At 67.5% G+C, this 19,062-nt stretch carries 18 protein-coding genes and 1 tRNA gene; 9 read left to right on the top strand and 10 right to left on the bottom strand.

What is annotated here, in order from left to right:
- Positions 1-37: 37 nt before the first annotated feature.
- The 3 genes from A2790_RS24215 to dndA form a co-directional block, all read right to left on the bottom strand.
- Complete coding sequence (locus tag A2790_RS24215; protein WP_293397743.1) at positions 38-790, bottom strand: GntR family transcriptional regulator; 753 nt, start codon at positions 788-790, stop codon at positions 38-40.
- A gap of 55 nt (positions 791-845) precedes the next feature.
- Entirely contained in the window at positions 846-1,778 is a 933-nt protein-coding gene (locus A2790_RS24220; RefSeq protein WP_293397746.1) for a DUF2493 domain-containing protein, read from the bottom strand.
- 325 nt (positions 1,779-2,103) lie between these two features.
- Positions 2,104-3,243, bottom strand: a complete 1,140-nt coding sequence (dndA, locus tag A2790_RS24225) for a cysteine desulfurase DndA (protein ID WP_293397749.1) — start codon at positions 3,241-3,243, stop codon at positions 2,104-2,106.
- A gap of 85 nt (positions 3,244-3,328) precedes the next feature.
- Between dndA and dndB the strand changes: the two genes are divergently transcribed.
- The 6 genes from dndB (at position 3,329) to A2790_RS24255 (ending at position 10,073) form a co-directional block, all read left to right on the top strand.
- The gene (gene dndB, locus A2790_RS24230; RefSeq protein ID WP_293397752.1) at positions 3,329-4,423 is read left to right on the top strand and encodes a DNA sulfur modification protein DndB; all 1,095 of its coding nucleotides are present in this window, start codon (positions 3,329-3,331) and stop codon (positions 4,421-4,423) included.
- Positions 4,407-5,951, top strand: coding sequence for a DNA phosphorothioation system sulfurtransferase DndC (gene dndC, locus A2790_RS24235; RefSeq protein WP_293397755.1), 1,545 nt, complete (start codon positions 4,407-4,409; stop codon positions 5,949-5,951). The genes dndB and dndC overlap by 17 nt, the downstream gene beginning before the upstream one ends.
- The gene (gene dndD / locus A2790_RS24240) at positions 5,948-7,951 is read left to right on the top strand and encodes a DNA sulfur modification protein DndD (protein ID WP_293397758.1); all 2,004 of its coding nucleotides are present in this window, start codon (positions 5,948-5,950) and stop codon (positions 7,949-7,951) included. The genes dndC and dndD overlap by 4 nt, the downstream gene beginning before the upstream one ends.
- Positions 7,951-8,343: a DNA sulfur modification protein DndE gene (gene dndE / locus A2790_RS24245; RefSeq protein ID WP_293397761.1), complete on the top strand. Its 393-nt coding sequence runs from the start codon at positions 7,951-7,953 to the stop codon at positions 8,341-8,343. The genes dndD and dndE overlap by 1 nt, the downstream gene beginning before the upstream one ends.
- Positions 8,343-8,882, top strand: a complete 540-nt coding sequence (locus A2790_RS24250; RefSeq protein ID WP_293397764.1) for a hypothetical protein — start codon at positions 8,343-8,345, stop codon at positions 8,880-8,882. Before dndE ends, A2790_RS24250 begins: the two co-directional genes overlap by 1 nt.
- Positions 8,883-8,984: 102 nt before the next feature.
- Positions 8,985-10,073, top strand: coding sequence for an HNH endonuclease domain-containing protein (locus A2790_RS24255; RefSeq protein ID WP_293397767.1), 1,089 nt, complete (start codon positions 8,985-8,987; stop codon positions 10,071-10,073).
- A gap of 36 nt (positions 10,074-10,109) precedes the next feature.
- Here A2790_RS24255 and A2790_RS24260 read toward each other — a convergent pair whose 3' ends face one another.
- Entirely contained in the window at positions 10,110-12,038 is a 1,929-nt protein-coding gene (locus A2790_RS24260; RefSeq protein WP_293397770.1) for a DNA phosphorothioation-associated putative methyltransferase, read from the bottom strand.
- Between the two features lie 138 nt (positions 12,039-12,176).
- Between A2790_RS24260 and A2790_RS24265 the strand changes: the two genes are divergently transcribed.
- Both A2790_RS24265 and A2790_RS24270 read left to right on the top strand, forming a co-directional pair.
- Positions 12,177-13,208 carry a class I SAM-dependent methyltransferase gene (locus A2790_RS24265; protein ID WP_293397773.1) on the top strand — a complete coding sequence of 344 codons (1,032 nt, stop codon included), beginning with the start codon at positions 12,177-12,179 and terminating at the stop codon, positions 13,206-13,208.
- Between the two features lie 80 nt (positions 13,209-13,288).
- Complete coding sequence (locus tag A2790_RS24270) at positions 13,289-14,788, top strand: DUF2779 domain-containing protein (RefSeq protein WP_293397776.1); 1,500 nt, start codon at positions 13,289-13,291, stop codon at positions 14,786-14,788.
- On the opposite strand, the gene A2790_RS24275 is transcribed toward A2790_RS24270, so the two are convergent.
- The 3 genes from A2790_RS24275 to radC all read right to left on the bottom strand — a co-directional run bounded on the left by A2790_RS24275 (position 14,789) and on the right by radC (position 16,916).
- Positions 14,789-15,259, bottom strand: a complete 471-nt coding sequence (locus A2790_RS24275) for a GcrA family cell cycle regulator (protein WP_293397779.1) — start codon at positions 15,257-15,259, stop codon at positions 14,789-14,791.
- An 80-nt stretch (positions 15,260-15,339) separates the two neighbouring features.
- Positions 15,340-16,080, bottom strand: a complete 741-nt coding sequence (locus A2790_RS24280) for a toprim domain-containing protein (protein ID WP_293397782.1) — start codon at positions 16,078-16,080, stop codon at positions 15,340-15,342.
- Between the two features lie 134 nt (positions 16,081-16,214).
- The gene (radC, locus tag A2790_RS24285; RefSeq protein ID WP_293397785.1) at positions 16,215-16,916 is read right to left on the bottom strand and encodes a DNA repair protein RadC; all 702 of its coding nucleotides are present in this window, start codon (positions 16,914-16,916) and stop codon (positions 16,215-16,217) included.
- A gap of 197 nt (positions 16,917-17,113) precedes the next feature.
- On the opposite strand from radC, the gene A2790_RS24290 reads away from it, so the two are divergent.
- A complete protein-coding gene (locus A2790_RS24290; RefSeq protein ID WP_293397788.1) occupies positions 17,114-17,281 on the top strand; it encodes a hypothetical protein in 168 nt (55 codons plus the stop codon).
- 1 nt (position 17,282) lies between these two features.
- On the opposite strand, the gene A2790_RS24295 is transcribed toward A2790_RS24290, so the two are convergent.
- From A2790_RS24295 to A2790_RS24305, 3 genes are all read right to left on the bottom strand, one after another.
- A complete protein-coding gene (locus A2790_RS24295; protein ID WP_293397791.1) occupies positions 17,283-17,474 on the bottom strand; it encodes a hypothetical protein in 192 nt (63 codons plus the stop codon).
- A gap of 133 nt (positions 17,475-17,607) precedes the next feature.
- Positions 17,608-17,692 (bottom strand) — tRNA-Leu (locus A2790_RS24300).
- A 104-nt stretch (positions 17,693-17,796) separates the two neighbouring features.
- Positions 17,797-19,050: a site-specific integrase gene (locus A2790_RS24305; protein WP_293397794.1), complete on the bottom strand. Its 1,254-nt coding sequence runs from the start codon at positions 19,048-19,050 to the stop codon at positions 17,797-17,799.
- Between the last annotated feature and the right edge of the window lie 12 nt (positions 19,051-19,062).

The raw sequence follows: 19,062 nt of genomic DNA on the forward strand, positions 1-19,062 counted from the left end.
TCAAACTATATCGGACTATATTGAACTATAGTTCAGTTCATCCATCATCCGCCGGTGCGAGCAGCTGCGCCAAAGCCGCTGCGAACGGGACGCGCCGCGCGTGGAATTCGGTCAGCGCGTCACGTCGCAGGTGATCATTGGGAACTTCGGCCAGGGCGACGAGGGCCTGCGCCTCCGCCGCGAGATCTGGCAGGAGCTGCGCCTCAACTCGTCGCACGGGCCCGAGCTGGTTCAGGACAAGACCGTAGAACGCACCCAGGGCTGTCCCCTCGGACTCGCCAGCCCAGGCTAGAAACAGCCGTTCCACGGCGCGCACGGGGTCCCGCTGCGCCTCACCGCCCAGCACGAGGGACAAGTCCGGACGCGGCCTGCGCTCTCCTTGCTGCGCCTCTAGGAGAATGACCAAACTCAGACGGTAGAGCTCCGCGAGATAAGGCGCCGTCGGCACGCGCACGAAGAACCCGTCGCCTCTGCGTTCAACGAGAAGCCCCTCGCCGGCCAGGCGGGCCATGGCTTCGCGAACCGGTGTGGGACTGAGCCCCAAGTCCTCGGATACATCCTTCGCGACGATCCGAGTCCCCGGCGCAAGCACGCCGGTGCGCAGACGGTCCCGCAGGTCGGTGACGGCATGCCGATAGGGCTCGAGGCGCCGGATAGCCATCAGCCAAGTCGGGTGTCGGACCGAGGGATCATGCGGCAGTTGTTGAACGAGCCCCCAGGATGGCAATCCCAATATATCGCCACGCCAGGAGGTAAAATTACCGCGTGACAGCCCGAGACCGAGGCTCACGGCAGTTGAGCGTAGTAAATCTGCGCAGATCGCGGCGTGAATGTTCGCGCGCGGGCTAGGTCGGGCGGGCCGTGATCCGGACGCAACGGACTCCGCGCTGGCAGGCCTGGTCCGCCAGGTTCATGGCGGGCCCGAAGGGCGGGGCATGAGCCGCGGCGGCTGGACCGAGGGTCTCGGGCATCACCAGGACGCACACCGGCTGTAGCGCCATCAGCTGGTCGTTCGCACGGAATGGCGCCGCGCGACCATGCCGCTCGAAGTCGACCCGCGCCAACACGAGACGGACGCCCTTCTGCTGCGCCCAACGCTTGGCGAGGCGCTCGCCGCCCTTCGCGCCGGTCAGCGCGAGGCTCATCTGAGGCCACTGCGCCTGGGCCCAATTTAGAGCATCAAAGATCCGGGAGGCGTCTTCAGGCGCGTCGGTCCGTGGCGAAGCTCGGAAGGCGACGACGTGCGCCCCAGGGTCTGCGCCCTCGCGACGCCGAGTTTCGGCAAGCCTGAGCGCGGATTCCGCGTCGATCTGCGCGGCGCTGACACCGCGACGTACCCGGCCGCGCCAAGGGCTCCAGGTCTCGCCCGTCGCCGCCCCATAAGCCCCGGCCGCGCTGTCGCGGACGAACTCCAGAGCCGCAACCGCGACCTCGAGTGCAGCCGCCTGGCGGGTCGCCTCCTGCAGGTCAACGTCGGCGACCTCGCTGCCATCGAAGGCATGGAGCTGCTCCGCAAGCCGCTCACGTCGCCGGTCCGCTTCCCGCTCAAGTCGCTGAACTCCAGCATGCAGCCCGCCGATGAAGGTCTCGGCGATGGTCGTGACATGATCCTCCAAGGCCGAGCCCAATAGCGTGTCGAGGAGCTCGTCCATGAGGGCACGGCCGAGCTGGACTAGCTGCGGCTCGGTGGGATGGGGACGCGGATCCTGCAGAGCCGCCGTCCGAGCGTCGAACGCATCGAGGTCCGCTGTATCGAAGAAAGGATTGGCCGGGCGCATGTGAAACTCCTCAAGGGCGTGAGCTGAAGCTCGCGCACTCGAAAGCCGCGTCCGCGCGGGCCAGGCCAGGGCGCCGAAGGCGGCTTGCGGACCCTTGCCGGGCCTGGGCGGTTGCGGCTCGCTCCGCGCAGGCTTCGGATACCCGCTTGAGGGTTCAGACATGCCCGAGTTGCGCCGCGCGATCAGCCGACTTGGATGTCGAGCGTTCCATGCGGGCCCGATCCACGCCGCCGCAAGACCCATTCGTCAGCTGTGTCGCCTGCGTGTCTTGATGCGAAGGATCAGCTTGAAGCCAGGAGGGACGGCTCTTTCGAGGAAGAGGCCTTTAGGCGAAAGCGCTGAGGTCAGCGACGCGGGCCGCCAACTCCCGCCAGGGCGGCGCGTCGCCCAAATGACTCCACGAGAGCCGCACCGCGCCCTCGATGATGTCGGCCGGCAGACCCATGGCGGTGAGCACGTGGCTCGGCGCATAGCTCGCCGACGTGCAGGCGGACCCATTGGACATCGCCGCCACATCCTTCGCGGCGAGCATCAACGCTTCAGAGTCGACCCCGGGGAACGCCACCATAAGGACATGCGGCATGACGTGGGCCTGGTCGCCGACCAGGACCGCGCCCAAGGGCGCGAACGCCGCCAGGGCTGCGGTGCGGTGGGCCTGGCAGATCGCCTGGCGGCGGGCATGCTCCTCGTTCGCGAGCGAGGCGGCTGCGCCAAATCCTGCGATCAGCGGGACCGGCAACGTCCCGGGCCGAAGGCCCGTCTCGTGGCCGCCCCCATACATGAGGGGCGTCAGCGGTGGCCGGACGCCCTGCCGCCTGCGCGCCACGAGCGCTCCGACCCCCTTGGGGCCATAGACCTTGTGCGCACTGATCGAGATCAGATCGACCCTTGCCGACTTCAACTCGGCCACCGACTTTCCGAACCCCTGCGCGGCGTCCACGTGAAAATAGGCGTCATGGCCAATGAGCCCGCCCGCAATCTCAGCAATCGGCTGCAGCACCCCCGTCTCGTTGTTGGCCTGCATCACCGACACCAGCAGCGTGTCACGGCGCACGGCGGCCAGCACGTCCTTGGCCTTGACGCGACCGGAGGCGTCCACGGGCACATAGGTCACCTCGAAGCCGCGGCCCACCAGGATCCCGAGAGGTTCGAGCACGGCCTTATGCTCGATGGCTGTCGTGATGACGTGGCGGCGGCCGGTGGCGTCGCCATGCGGCGCAAGGCCGAGGAGGCCCAGATTGTTGGCCTCCGTCGCGCCTGAGGTGAAGACGACCTCGGCAGGGTCCGCCGCCACCACGGCCGCAACCTCGCTTCGCGCCCGCTGTACGGCCTGCTTCGCGCGTAAGCCGAACTCGTGCGTGCGGCTCGCCGCGTTGCCGTACTCCTCGTCGAAGTAGCGGAACATGAGCTCGCGGACCTGTGGCGCGAGGGGCGTGGTGGCGTTGTTGTCGAGGTAGACGGGCATTTGCCGACTCAAAAAGGCGCGTCTAGAACGCTATCTGTTTGTTATCCCGATTGACAAACAGTTTGCGAAAGGGCGCCCGCGGCGCATGGACGACGCCTTCCAATATGTGTTCCCCGCGATCCGGGGCGTCCAGGCGGGCCGAGAATACTATGTCTCGATGTGCCCTCTGCGGCTCATTCCGAAGATCTTTCTATTCAACGAAGAGGAGCTCACGCCGGAGCTGCGGGCGCAGCGCACCCTCAACAAGGCCAGGGTCCCGGACATCGCCCGCTACATCACCGACAATCCGCAAGGCTACGTGTTCTCGGCGATCACGGCCTCGGTCGACGCGGACCTCGAGTTCGAGCCCACGTCGGAGCAGAACGCCAGCCTCGGCCTGCTGCGCATCCCCATGGCCGGCCAGTTCATCATCAACGACGGTCAGCACCGGCGCGCCGCCATCGAAGTCGCGCTGCGCGACAACCCGCGGCTCGGCGATGAAAGCATCGCTGTCGTCTTCTTCAGCGACATCGGGCTGGCGCGGTCGCAGCAGATGTTCGCCGATCTGAACCGCTACGCCATTCGTCCGGCGACCTCGATCTCCATCCTCTACGACCACCGCGACCGCGGCGCGGAGCTCGTTCGCCAGCTTATTCAGCAGGCCCCGCCCTTCCGCGACCTCGTGGAAATGGAGCGGAGCAACCTGTCGCTCCGGTCGCGCCGGCTCTTCACCTTCAGCGCCATCTATCAGGCCACAAGCGCGCTCCTCGGCGACACGAGCGATGAAGACTTCGACGCCAACCTGGCGCTCGCCGCTCAGTTCTGGACGGACGCGGCTCGGCACCTTCCCGAATGGGAGCAGGTGCGGCGTGGCCGGCTTGCCGCCAGCGAGGTGCGCCAGGACCTCATCCATTCCCACGGCGTTGTCCTGCACGCTCTGGGCAAGGTGGGCGCCGCCCTGTTGAGGGCTGATCCAAAGGGGTGGACAAAACGGCTCGCCGGCTTGTCCGACATCGATTGGTCTCGCAACAATCCAGACTGGTCGGGGCGGGCTGTGATGAGGGGGCGCCTCTCCAAGGCGACCACCAACGTGCTTCTCACCGCCAACTACATCAAGCAGCGCATCGGCCTCGAGCTCACCCCCGAAGACCAGCGCGTTGAGGACGCTTTCCTGCGAGGGGACTATGAGCGAGACGGATAAACCGGCGCGGCGGTCCGCCTTCACGGAGGCTGGGTTCCGGCCGACGCTGGCGGCGCTCCTGCAGCGGATCCAGGACACCTATTTGGCCGACGAGATCCCCTGGGTCGTGGGTTACAGCGGCGGCAAGGATTCCACTGCGGTCCTGCAACTGGTTTGGCTCGCGCTCGCCCAACTGCCTAAGGGCGCCGCGCGGAAGGACGTGCACGTCATCTCGACGGACACGCTGGTTGAAAACCCCGTGGTCGCCGCCTGGGTTGACCGCTCCCACCACGTCATGGGCGACGCGGCGCGGGCCGCTGGCTTGCCGATCTATCCGCACAAGCTAACGCCCGACGTGCAGAGCACCTTCTGGGTCAACCTTATCGGCCGCGGCTACCCCGCGCCGCGTCCGAAATTCCGTTGGTGCACGGAGCGGATGAAGATTCGTCCGGCGGACGCCTTTATCGGCGATGTCGTACGCAAGAACGGCGAAGCCATTGTGGTGCTCGGCACGCGCAAGGCGGAAAGCACGGTGCGCGCGGCGCGCATGAACGCCAACGAAGCTGGCCGGGTGCGTGAGAACCTGAGCACGCACGCCTCGCTCCCGAACGCCTTCGTCTATAGCCCGATCGCCGACTGGTCGAACGACGACGTCTGGCTGTTCCTGATGCAGGTCAAGAACCCCTGGAAGTACGACAACAAAGCCCTCCTCAACATGTACCAGGGCGCCTCGGCCGACGCGGAGTGTCCGATCGTTCTCGACACCTCCACACCCAGCTGCGGCGACAGCCGTTTTGGCTGCTGGGTCTGCACGCTGGTCACGCAGGACAAGTCGATGTCGGCGATGATCCAGAACGACGAGGAGAAGGAGTGGATGTCCCCGCTCCTGGAACTTCGCAACGCGTTGGACGAGCCCGACCACGAGAAGCGTGACTTCCGGCGGATGGGCGGACACGTCCAACTGTTCAACCAGGCAGACAAGCCGATCCCGGGACCCTACACCCAGACCTCGCGCGCAGACTGGCTGCGGCGTCTGCTTCGGGCCCAGCAGATCGTGCGCAACCATCCCAAGGCGCCGCCTGAGGTGCGCGGCCTCGACCTCATCACCATGGATGAGCTGCACGAGATCCGTCGGATCTGGGTGGTTGAGAAGTACGAGATCGAAGACATCCTGCCGGCCTTGTTCGAGGAGGAGACCGGCCAGCCGTTCCCGGCCAAAAAGCTCGACGACGCCCAACCCTTCGGCCCGGCCGAGATGCGGCTGCTGAAGGCCTGCGCCGGCGACGACCAGCTGCACTTCGAGCTCGTCCGAGAGCTGCTCGAGGTCGAGCGCAGCTACCGCACGACTTCGCGTCGCGCAAAGCTGCACGAGCGTCTGGAGGACGCCTTTAAACGCAGCTTCTACGACGGGGTGGAAGACGCCACCGAACGCGCTGTCCGCGAGCGCACACTGGGCGGGCTGGTCGAGAAGGTGGGCGCGGCGAACGCCAACGTCACCGCGGCCGCAACCCAACTCCTGAACGAGCTAGACGCCGGAGAACGGTCGTGATCCTCGACGAGCTCGTCCTCCACAACTTCGGGGTCTATCGAGGCCGCCAGCGCTTCGAGCTGACCCCTCAGTCGCCGGATCGGCCGATCGTCCTGATCGGCGCGCAGAACGGGTCGGGCAAGACCACCTTCCTGGAAGGGCTCCAGCTCGCCTTCTTCGGGCCTCTCGCCCAGGCGGGCTTGAGAGGCAGCGTCAGCTATGAGGACTACCTGCGCCGCGGGATCAACCGCAGCGTCGCTCCAGAAGACGGCGCGGAAGTGCAGGTCACCTTCCGGCGCGTGGTCTCTGGCCGCGAGCAGGTGTTCTGCATCCGCCGCGCCTGGTCGGTTCAGAAGGACCGCTTGAAGGAGGTCTTCGAGGTCGTGGTCGACGGAAAGCTCGACCGGGTCCTCATCGATGGATGGGCCGAGTTCGTGGAAGAGATGCTGCCGCCCCGCATAGCTCCGCTGTTCTTCTTCGACGGCGAGCGGATCGAACAGTTCGCCGACATCGACCGGTCCGCCGCGGTCATCGGGACTGCGGTGAATGCGCTGCTGGGCCTGGATCTCGTCGAGCGCCTGACCCTCGACCTGGAGGTGCTCGAACGCCGCAAGAAGGCGGCCTCGGTGAACAAGCAGGCCCGCGCCGTTCTCACTGACTCCGAGCGCGCAGTTCATGCCGCCGAGGACGCCGCGCAGACCGCCTACGGAGCCGTCGGCGCGGCGCGACAGGTCGCAGAGCGTCGCGAGGCCCAGGCCGTTCGCGCCCGCCAAGCCTTTGCCGCGGAAGGTGGCGACCTCTTCAAGGCACGCGAAGAGCTCACCGCGGAACGGGCGCGGCTCGCGGGCGCCATCGACGGCGTCGAAAAGTCCCTTCGGACCTGGGCCGCCGACTGCGCGCCGATGCTGCTCGCGCCGCAGCTGATCGCCAGCGTCGCCGCTCAAGGCGCGGAGGAAGCCGCCTCGGCCGATACTCGCACGATCCTCAGCCACCTGGCCCAGCGGGATGCACGCGCCCTGGAGGCCATGCATACGAAGGGCGCCTCGCCCGCCTTGATCGCAGCCCTCGGCGCCTTCTTCGCCGAAGATTGCGCGGCGCTTTCCGCCCAGGCGCAGGTCGCCGGCTACCTCGACTTGCCCAGTGCGGCCTACGGGCAGCTGCAGGGCCTGATGACCGACGGCCTCGCCGCCGCACGGGCCCACCAAGCAGAACTGCTCGGCGAGCTGGACCAGCTGCAAGCCGCCCTCGACATCGTCGAGCGCAAGCTGGCCGCAATCCCCGCGCCCGAGGCCATCGCACCGCTGCTGAACGCCGTTGCGCTTGCCGAAGCCGAGCTGAAGACCGCGCAAGCGGCTTTGGAAGACGCGGACGCCGCGTACGAAGCGGCGCTCCGCGAAGTCACGTCCCTGCGTTCCGCCTATCAGGGCCTGCTCGACAAGCACGTCCAGCACCAGCTCAGGGAAGAGGACGCGCAACGAACCATCGAGCACGCCGCCCGGGCGCGGGCGACGCTGGCGCAGTTTCGTCGCGACGTCGTGCGCCATCATGTGCATCGTCTCGAACGCCTCATGCTGGATGCGCTGCAGCAGCTGCTGCGCAAGGACGACCTGGTCGCTAGCGTGGAGATCGATCCCGAGACCTTCGCCATCACCCTGCGCGACGGCGGCTGGGCGCCGCTTCCTCCGGAACAGCTTTCCGCAGGCGAGCGTCAGCTCTTCGCGGTGGCCCTCCTGTGGGCGCTGGCAAAGGCCTCAGGCCAGGCGGCTCCGACCGTCATCGACACGCCTCTGGGCAGGTTGGACTCCACCCACCGCGAGCGGTTGGTGGAACGCTATTTCGGCCGCGCCGGCGAGCAGGTGATCCTGCTCTCCACCGACGAGGAGATCGACGCCAAGCTCTACGCGCGGCTCGAGCCCTGGCTCACGCGGAGCTTCACCATCGCCTACGACGCCGAGACGCGCGGCAGCCGCGTCCTTCCGGGCTACGCCTTCGCGGCGCCCGATGAGCTGGAGGCGGCGTAATGGCCATCGAGACCGTTCGCATCGACGAGCAGGGCCGCGAACAGCTCATCCGACTGAAGCGGCACACCGGCATTGAGCACTTCAACGTTCTCGCGCGGTGGGCCTTCTGCGCCTCCCTTGCGGAGCCGACCCGTCCGCCCCTGCGGCTCTTCAAGGGCGAACCGGCGCTTGAGATCGCCTGGCGAGTGTTCGGCGGGGTCCACCACAATCTCTACCTCGCGCTATTGAAGCAGCGCTGCATCCATGACGGCCTCGCCGTCGACGACGCCACACTGCATGAGCAGTTCCGCCTGCACCTGCACCGCGGGCTAGGCTACCTGGCCGCCGACAAATCGATCCGCTCGATCGGCGGCCTCGCGCGGAAGATTGACGAGACGCCGCGGGCCGCGTGATGGCGACGCCCGACCTGGACGCTCGGGCGACCGAAAACTTCACCTACGGCGATCTCTGCCATTGCAGCGAGACCTGGCGACGAACGCGCGTGGCCAACACCCCCCGGGAGCCCGACACCTACGCGGCGATCCGCCAGCTCTGCGCGGAGATCCTCGAGCCGGCCTACGCCGCCTTCGGATCGCTCGAGCTCACCTACGGTTTCGCGGGACCGGCGCTGACCCGACTCATTCACCGCCGGATCGCGCCGCGCCTCGATCAGCATGCCGGTTATGAGCGCAACCGGACCGGCGCCCTCATTTGTCCTCGCGGCGGCCAAGCCGCCGACTTTCGGGTCCCAGGCGTTCCGGCGAGCCGCGTGGCCCTGCACCTCGCCGAGACCACTCCCTTCGATCGCATCTACTTCTATGGCGACGACCGCCCCTTGCATGTCAGCATCGGGCCGCAAAATGCGCGACAGATCGTCGAGCTTCGCGTTCGCAATCAGCGGCTCGTCCCGCGGCCCCTCGCATTGGTGACGCTTGGCCAGATGGTCGGGTAGTCGCTCGCACTATGGACATGTGGCCTTGGCGGCCGACGCCAAGCGTTGCACGACTCCTCTCCCGAGCGACCGGTTCGGAACGCGGATGGGAGCCCGCCTCACTTGCTGCAGCCGGACCAGATCCGCCCTCTCGCCCGGGCCCTCACCCACACCACCAATTCCTACAAGTTCCTGTGGCTGCAGGCCTTGCTCGACACCGCCGAACAACAGCGGGAGCAGATCCCGCTCGACGATCTGCTGGTGGCGATGGTCGCGCGCGCCTGGAAGCTCACTCAGTTCCACCGGCTGCGACTAGGCCACTATGACCAGCTGCAGAGGCTTTGCGGCGCCATCGCGGCGCGCACGGGTCTCCCGCCCAACGCCGCGCCCACGCAGGTGGTTCGCCGATTGCGGGCGGATCCAGAGCTGCTTGGACAGTCCCGTGCGCTGGCGCGCTACGTTCCGCAGCGGTTTCTAGCTCCCTGGTTCGAGCGCGAGCTCCGCGGCGTCCCCGAGGCCAAGAAGGACCGTGCGATCACGACGCTCGCCGCCGAACACAGAGAGACGGAGAGGGCTGCGCCGTACAGCCTCGAACGTACGGGGCTGTACGTGATGCTGGATCCGGCCTGGAGCGTTTGGGCGCGGACTCACATGACCTTCCTGCGGGCCTATGTGGAGCGCGAGTTCGCGGAGTTCCTGCAGGATCGGAACCCGGGGTCACCGGCCGTCCTGCGCAAGATCCGCGGCGAGACGCGGCGCAATCTGGCGCGAGCTCGACGCTTCTGGGGCCCCCTCGCCGCGCAGCCTGGCGGCCTGCGCGACTTCTATGCAGACGCCGCCTTGGAGCTGAACGGCGCGCACTATGATCACGTATTGCCCTGGGCTTTCGTGGCGCACGATCTTCTTTGGAACCTGGTGCCCACAACCTCGGCCATCAACATCGCCAAGTCCGCCCGCATCCCTGATCCGGACGCCTATCTCGGTTGGCTTGCCGACTGGCAGTTCGAGGCGCTCCAGGCCCAGCCGGCGACGGCGCAGGACCTGCTCATCGACCATGCGGAATTCCTCGGTTTAGAGGAGCCGCGCACCATCCGCGACCTGCCGCGGTCGGACTTCAGCCAGCGGTTCGAAGACCGCTTTCGACCTCACCTCATCGCGGCCCTAAACGCAGGCTTCACCGGGTCCTGGCGGTACGCCCCCGCGGAGCTCTAGGCGCTGCTGCTGCCGCGGTCATCGTGACGCTGTGGGCTAGCTCCGAGCTCGCACGGCGCTCACAATGTCCAGCCAGCGTGCGCGAAGGCCATCGACAACGAGGCCGGTCGCGGCGAGCCGAGCGTCGAACTCCGCCTGACGCGGATAGTCAGGATTGTCCTGGTCCATCAGCCGCGACTTGAACACCAGGCGTTGGTCTTCGGCGTAGTGATCGAAGCGGCGAACTCGGAGCGCCCGCAGGTCCACCTTGCTTCGCGTCTCCAGCCTGGGAAGCAGAGCAGTTCCGAAATCGGCGTACCGGAGCGCGCTCACCTTGCTGCGCCCGACATGGAATTTGAGAACCTGCGCGGCGTCGAGGCCACCCGCGAACCGCTCGGCGCAACCGGCGAGGCAGCGGAGCGGCGGCGGCAGATGAGAGAGCTTGGCGGTTCCGGCCCAAAGGTCCCCCTCCGGGTCTCGCCAACCTAGACCGGCCGCGTCGGCCTCGTCGGCCGCGGCCGCGATGGTCTCCTCGCACGCCAAGGATTGCAGCAGGGACCTTCCTGCGGTCTCGGCGGACGACAGGGATCCGAAGAACGCCTTCACGTCGCGCTGGAGCCCGTCCGGCAGGGTCCCGAAGCTCTGCCGGGAGTTGAAGAGGTTGAGCGCGAAGTAGACGCTCAAATCCTCAATCCTCTGCCGGCGCGCGCGGTCGAGGACGGCGGCGTCGCAGAGCCCGAGGGCGTCGCGGATCGCCGCGGCGAGCGTCACCCTCGCCTCCGCCAAACGGACGAGCAGGTCTGGGGCACACTCGGTAGGCGCCGGCGGGCGGCCGAGCTCGTAGCTGAGCCTTGCAAGCCCTTCGACCTCGGCGCGGACCGCTTCCATTCGGGCGGCGGTCCGAACCCGCCGTTGCGCTAGGGACGCCAGGGGGGAAAAGGTCCGCCGAGCTTGCCGCGCCGCCAAGAAGTCCTGCTCAGCGATGGGGTCGCGGAAGACGAACATCAAGCCAGGCCCGGCGGGGTGAGCCTCGGCGCCAAGGGTGGTCTCGATGAAGCTCTTCAATTCCTCGGGTAGGTAGAACTTCTGGAAGGTGCCAAGCCGGGTGAGGTGACCATCCGCGTAGGGGCGGCAGGACGCCAGCGACGCGCGGCTCGAGGTGATCACGGCGACAGCCAGGCATCGCTCCGCCAGACCAAACGCTTCCCGGAGCGCCTGAGCGCGCTCGAGCGGCCGTTCGATCACATTGAGAACGAACCCGAGGTTGACGACCTCGGCCGAAGTCCTGGGGGCGCCCGGCGCGTAGTAGGGGTCCCAACCACTCGCGGCGATACCCGCAGCCTGCAGGCCCTCGACGTCCGACCCGAACCCGCAGCCGTAGTCGAACACGCGGTCCCCCGCCGCGATCAGACCGTACTTCAGCAGGGCTTGAACGGGGGTCGACAAACTGGAGCGTTGAAGCGCCGCAAGGTGTCGGCGAACGACCACCGGCGGGTCGTCATGCGCGGCCGCCAGAACGTCATGGTCCACGACCCGAACGCCCGCTTCTCTCAGCCGCCGCGCCCAGCCGAGGCGGGTCCCGATCGTCGTCGTGGCGTTTAGGAGGCCGAGCGCTTCGAGCTGCGCCGTCAGACGGGCGAAGCGCGCACGACGCGGGTCGTCGCGGCCCAGCAACAGCTCCTTGCGATGTAGGACCGGTGGGTTGGCTCGCAGTCGATAGGACCGCCGCAGCACGGCGCGGCGGCCAAGGTCCACGGTCAGGCTCTCGAGAAGCGCCGGGAAGGCCTCCTCGAGATCCTCATAGGTCAGGAGCGTGAGCCGCGCCTCATCAACCTCCGACCATTTCACGACATTCCACGCCTGGGTCCCCGCGAGCGCCTCCGCCGCGAACACGCGCTCGGCGACGGGCGCCGGCCAATCCCCCGCGGCGTCGCGGTGGGCGTACACATGACGCCCTACCCTCTTGCCGAGCTCCGCGACGGACATCACCACTCCATGCTGCCGTGCGCCGCATCCTAGGCGCCACGCCGGGGTGAAACGAGGGCGGAGACGGCTTTGAGTTGAAGCACGACTTCAGCCAAGATTGGGCTCTGGCGATCGACCGCCAGTGTGAGGGCGGCGCACGTGGACGCGGAAGAGAAAGAGCTCACCAAGACCCTCGCGCTCTATGACCAGAATTCGCAGACGTTCCGGTCGCTGAACCAACTGATGTGGCAGATCCCCTTGATCGCCATGACGTTGACCGGCGGCCTGTGGTTCGGCGTGTCGAAGGCCGAGGCGACCCCCACATTCCAGTTCTGGCTGCTACTCCTGGCCTTCGCCGGCAATGTCGGCCTCGCGATCGTGCTCTCGCGGCTGCGCTACATCATGGAGCGCTACTTGAATTGGCTGGAAGCGACCTACGCCGAGGGCTTCGTCAGCGCGCCAGGCACCCATCTTCTGAACCGCCCCTTGAGCGTTCGTCGGGTGTTCCAAATCATGTTAGGTCTCGCCGCAGTCGCGAGTCTCATCCTCATGATTGCGCCCGCCAAACAGCTGGGGCTCCTGCCCCAATCGAAGAGCGAAGCCTCGGTCGGGTTCTACGACCGGCAGGCGCGTGACCTTGCTGACAGCTACGAAGGACTCCCCTTCGAACAGGCGCATCCCGCACTCGTCGCCAAGCTCCAGGGGCGTACGCGCTTGCGGGTGCTCGACGTGGGGTCCGGCACGGGCCGCGACGCGGCCTGGCTGGCCGCGGCCGGCCACACGGTGACGGCTGTCGAGCCGTCTGACGGCATGCTTCGCTTGGCGCGTGAGCTGCATCCGCAGGCGCTGGTCCGCTGGACGAAGGGCAGCTTGCCGGAGCTGGCGGCGATCAAGGCGGGGACCGTCTACGACGTCATCGCCCTAAGCGCGGTGTGGATGCACCTCCATCCGCAGGATCGCAGCGAAGCGTTCGACCGTCTCGAAGCCCTCAGGGCGCCCGGCGGCTTCATCTACATGACACTTCGGAACGGACCCAGCACGCCCGAACGGGCCATGTTCCCCACGACCGTCGCGGAGCTTCGCGGCCTGGCGAAGCCTCATGGCCTTGTCGTCGACGACCTGGGCGAGTCGCCCGACCTCCTCGGCCGGCCTGGCGTTTCCTGGCGGACAGTCGTCGTTCGCGAGCCATAGCAGCAGGCTCGCCCTGCACATCGAAGAACAGCATTTTCGACCCTGAGCTGCGGCGCCATGCTCTTCGCCGGAGGCGTGCCGTGCTGACCAAATCGCAGCTGATGTCCTGGCGACAATGCCCTAAGCGGCTCTGGCTTGAGACGCACGGCGACCCCGCGCCGCCCACGGACTCATCGAAGCTTCAACGCGGCGAAACCGTGGGTCGGATGGCGCGCGTCGTCTTCGGTGACGGCGACGCCGTGACGATCGACCGACGAAGCGCCGGGCGCCGCTCTGCGCTGGATCAAACCGCTACGGAGATGGCGTCTCTTGGCCGGACGCTCTTCGAAGCGGCGTTCGGCGACGACGACCTCGCCGCCTATGCAGACGTCGTGCGCCCCGCCGCGGATGGCTGGGAACTGCTGGAGGTGAAGGACGCCGGGTCGGTCAAGACCCACCACCTGGACGACGTCGCCATCCAGGCCGCCGCCGCTCAGCGGTCGGGTTTCGCGCCGAAACGGATCTGCATCACGCACGTCGATACCGATTGGACCTATCCGGGCGGAGACGACTATCGAGGCCTCTTCGCCATCGCAGAGGTAACCGACGACGTCGGCGCGCTCGTCGCCAGCGTCGGAGACTGGGTGGCGGAGGCGAAGGCGACAATCGCCCTACCCACCGCCCCCGCGCGGCCGACCGGGCCGCACTGCGATACGCCCTACCCGTGCGCCTTCTATGAAGCGTGCGCTGCGCAGGATCCCACCGCGACCCACCCCATCCAGTGGTTGCCCGGCGCACTGAGCAAGGCGGCCAAAGAGCTCGTTGAAGCTGGCGCGCGCGAGATGGAGGACCTGCCCGACGAGGTCCTGAACGAGACCCAATCGCGAGTGAAGGCGCAGACCTTGGCCGGCGTCGCGCGCTTCGACGAGGCTGAAGCGGCGGCCGACGTGGCTGACTGGACGGCGCCCCTCCACTTCCTCGACTTCGAGACGGCCAACCCCGTGGTGCCGCTCTGGGCGGGGACCCGCCCTTACGCGCAGATCCCGTTCCAGTTCAGTCTGCACCTGCTGGAGGCGGACGGGACGCTCGCCCACACCGAGTGTCTCCTGACAGACGGGAACGACCCGTCACGGAGGTTCGCCGAGGCCCTGATCGCGGCCTGTCGCAGCGAGGGTGCGGTGGTTGTCTATAACGCAGGCTTCGAGCGGGGCCGCATCAAGGACCTCGCACAACGATACGAAGCGCTGGCGCCCCAGCTCGAAGCGATCGCGGCGCGCCTGGTCGACCTGCAACCTGTGGCCAAGGCGCGCTACTACCACCCCGACCAGCGGGGGAGCTGGAGCATCAAGAAGGTGCTCCCCTGCCTTGTCCCGGAGCTCCGTTACGACCTCCTCGACGGCGTGAAGGAAGGCGGCATGGCGATCGAAGCCTATCTGAAGCTGATCCACCCGAACTGTTCGCCTGAACGCAAGGCGACGCTCGAGGCCCAACTGCGGCGTTACTGCCATCTCGACACCCTGGCGATGGTGGCGCTCTGGGCGCGCTTCGCGGCCAACCGAGCTGTTCTGAGCGCGGCGCTCAACGCGGCGCCCCGGCCGTAGTCAATGATCAGCGGCCCCCTCGGGCTCCGCACGGCTGCGCGCGACGTGCGGCGGGCAGTAGCAGCCTCCAGCTGAGGGACGGCCGCAGAAGCCGAAGTCGGGGTCCTGCGGGTCTCCGAACGGCCAGTGGCACGTGCGGGGCGCGAGGTCTTCCAAACGGGCGACGAGCGGGCCGCCCACGGCGTCCGCCGCTTCCACGAAGCGCTTTGAGCGAAGCTTCGGCTCAGGCCGCGGTTTGGGGGCAGGACGACGACGAACGGCGCGCCTCGGGGTTCGGGGCCGGCCCTTGCGCCGCGGCTCCAGCCCCAGGCGATGGACCTTGCCGAGCACGGCATTGCGCGAGACGCCGAGCTGAAGCGCGACGGCAGCGGCGGTCAGTCCAGCGCCCCAGAGTTCGCGCAGCGATTGGACCATGGCGTCGGTCCACTGGGCGCCGTCGCGCTCCATCGGGGTCACTTGTTTGGAGGGCATGGTGGGAACTCCGGTTCGACCGGGACCACCCCGGCCACCCCGGTCGCGCCCTTACTCCCGCTCCTCTTCCCGGCGCCGGCTCAGACGCCTAGGCGGGGCCCACAGAGCGCGTCGTTCCAGTCGCCGAACCCGGACGGCGGGGCGCGCACGCTGCAGTCCAGACCGTCTGCACGCAGGCGTGACGCCAGGATCGCAGCGGACCGTGTTCCGTCCCGCCCGCGGTCCGCGGCAATGAGCACGGCGCCCACGCCCTCAGGAGGCCGCCAGCTGCGAAGATTGCTGGTAGAGAGGAGGGCCCACGCCGGAAGGCCGAAATGCATGGCGGCCGACAGACAGGTGAAGACTCCCTCTCCCACCAGCAGTGCGGGACCGAGCGGCGACAGCCGCACGGCGGAGCCTGCGGGCCGTTGCCCGATTGTCTTGCGCGGGAGCTTGACCCGCGCGCGCGCGCCGTCAGACGCCAGGAAGGTCACCTCCACACCGCAGAGCTCACCGGTCGCTGCGGTGATCGCGGCCAGCAACGCTTCGTGGAAGGGCCCTTCGCCGTCGTAGGTGCGAAGGGGAACCGCAGAATGGTGGCGAAGCGCGTCCGACACCGCCGTCACGCCGCGGCGCTGACAGTGCTTTTCGGAGAGCGTGCTCGGGACGGGCGACCCCTCACGCCAGAGCTTTCTCGCCACCTCACGCCGCGCGGCTGACGACAAGCTCGTCAAGGATGTTGAGTCGCCGGGCTCATGCAGGCTTGCGTCCGCGCCGATCAGACCTCGACCGCGCAATTCATCGCGAATGATCCGCCAATCGTCGCCTGCAAAGGAGTGCACGACGACGCGGCCTTGGCTTAGGACCAACGAGACGGAGCGGTCACCGGCGCCATGGCCTGGCCCAGGGATAAGAGCTCTACGACCGCCGTCGTACAGGTCTCCGCCTAGCGCGCGAACGATGGCCGCCAAGGTCTTCACGAGATGAGCCCCAGGGCTTTGAAGCTCGCCGTCTTCTGGCCGCCAACGACCACGTGATCGTGCACAGCGATCCCCAAGGCTCGCGCCGCCTGAACGACCTGCTTCGTCATGTCGACATCGGCTGACGAAGGGGTCGGGTCGCCGCTTGGATGGTTGTGCGCCAGGATCAGCGCGGAGGCATTGCGCTCCAAGGCTCGTCGAACCACTTCGCGCGGGTATACGGGGGCGTGGTCGACGGTGCCTTGCCCCATCACCTCGTCGGCGATCAGCTGGTTCTTGCGGTCGAGGAAGAGGACATGGAAGGCCTCGCGCCGAACCCCTGTCATCACAGCACGCAAATAGGCCTCCAGGGCGGTCCATGAGGAGATCACCGGCCGGTCTCGCAACGGCGTCTCCAGCACGCGACGCCCAAGCTCGCGCGCGAGGGTCAAGCGGGCTACCGCTTCCCGGTCCACGTGGCGCGCCAGGTCTGCGGCGGTAGCGGCAAGCACCTCGGGCAGACTGCCGAACTCCGTCAGCAGCGCCTCCGCCTCAGCACTCGTGATCGCGGCCGCGAGCTGGAGCGCCTCCGCATCCGTCAGGGTCTGAGCGCCGAACACCAGCGCGCGGGCTGCGAGGGTCGCTGGCGCCGCGTTCGCGGCAGCAGGCCAAAGCGCGCGCCGTTCGGCGAGTTGGGATAGCTTTGACGAGGAGGGCATCTGAAGCCTCCGGATGGGCTACGACCCGCCTGATTGGGGCCACCCCACCACGCGCGTCCCTCCCCCTCCGCTGCACCGGCCGCTCGAACCGGGTGAGACGCGCCGGGCGCGATCCACACATTCCTTGCGCCCGGCCCCACGGCTCGCTTTGCAGCGGGCGGCGCCAGAGGCATCATGTCCGAATGAGCCCTCGCTATGTGATCCGACCCGATGCCGAGGGCTTTACGATCCAGGACATCTGGACCGGTCAGGCCGCCGTGGTGGCGATGACGCCGCAAACAGGCATGTCACTCGCGGACGCCGAACACACCGCATCGCTGCTGAATGCGGCCGACGCCGAGCGGCCGCAAAGCGAACGCGCCTGACCTAGAGTGGTGCTACGACCTGTACGGCCAGCACGGGCCGGGTCGGCCCGTCCGGCGAAGGTTGAAGCTGGATCTCCGCAAGAACCGTGATGTGGAGCGATGTCGCCAGCGCCGCCAGCCGGTTGAACTCGGCGACGGAAGCTTCGATCTCTGCGGCCAGCAATCGAGGGTCAACGGGCGGCGGAATGGGCATGACGGTGATTTAGGACGCGACGCGAGCTGCGTCACCGGAGCGCCCGCGGGTGACCTGGCGGGCAACTGGGTTGTCACCTGAGTGAACGGGTCAGGATATGCCCCGCTCGCAAGGTCCATGTCACTTGAAGCGGTGGTGCCCCCGGTCGGGCTCGAACCGACACCCCTCTCGGGACCGGATTTTGAATCCGGCGCGTCTACCAATTTCACCACAGGGGCCGCGGGCTTTGGTTACACCGCCTCGGCCCGTCCGCGCAATCTGGGCAATACTGGAACGTGCGCTCGCTCAGCTCCGTCGGATCCGAGCCGCCAAGTCCGGGCCGCTAGTTCACAGCTTCTACAGCTGCCTGGCGAGGCCGACGCACATTGATGGCGGACGCGTCCAACACGTCCTTCAGATGGGCGGCGTAGTACTTCTCGATCATCTCCACGCTGGTGCGGCAGTTCTTTGCCACCTGATAGATGTCCGCGCCCTCCATGAGCCGCAGGCAAATGTAGGTGTGCCGCAGGCTGTAGGCGGTGCGGGCGCGCCCTTCACGGTCCGTTTTGAGGTCGAGCTCGGACAAAACCCGGTTCAAGAGTTCACGCGGTGTCTTGCCGAACACCTTGTCCCGCGGCTGCGCCGCTGCGCGGGCGCGCATCCGCTCGAACGGCCGCACGGCGCCTGGCATGCTCTTGCAGTAGCCGGTGCCCCGTTTGCCTCGCACCTCGATCTCGAGGATCGGGTCGCCCTCGGGCATTTCGACGATCGCGACGTCACGATACTCTAGGAGAGCGCACTCGTCGGGTCGCAGACCCGTGTTGACCATGAAGAGCACGTAGTCGTGCAACCGCTCGCTCTCCGCTCGCCAACGTTCGCGGCGCGGACGGCGAGCTAGCGCTCGGGTGGCCTCGTAGAGCTGCTTGTACTCGGCCGGGGAGAACCAGGCGCGATGAGAGACCTTAGTCGACGCGCGATAGGGCTCCGACAGGTCCGGCAGGGCCGTCAGCCACCCGCGGCGGACCGCGGTCTTGAGCACTTGGCGAAGGCAAACGATTTCCTTGTGCAACGTGCTGCGGCTCGGGCGGCTCCAGCGTCGGCGCCCGCCCAGTTGGCGCGTGCGCCGCTGCGGATCGGCAGGCGGGCTCAGCCGCTCGATCCGGTAGTCTTGCACGCGACCGCTATTAATCTCGGCCAGGCCGAACTCGCCGAAATACGGAAGCAAGTGCAGCTTCAGGGTGGCCGCCTTGGACGCGACATAGGCGGCGTTGCGCTCGCCGGCCACAAGGGTCCGGTACTGTCGCAGGAACAGGTGCGCCGCGTCCGCGAACGACTTCTCCCCCGGCCTTCGTCGTGCCGTCCGCGGCCGCGTCCGGCCATCTTCTGACGGCATGAGACCTCGCCGCCGCATCCGGTCTTCCGCGACCCGGTCCTCGTACCATTCCCTTGCGAATTCCATCGCGAGCGGAAGACTCTCCTGGCCCGTCGTTTGCCTATGGTTGCGTCCACTCAGGTAGACGGCGCACTGCCAAAACGGGCTGTTCTCGCGTCGATAGACGTAGACCTTGCCGTCGATGACCCGGTGACGCTCCGTCACAGCCTCGCGCCT

The sequence above is a fragment of the Phenylobacterium sp. RIFCSPHIGHO2_01_FULL_69_31 genome, from assembly GCF_001824475.1.
Lineage (GTDB): Bacteria > Pseudomonadota > Alphaproteobacteria > Caulobacterales > Caulobacteraceae > Phenylobacterium.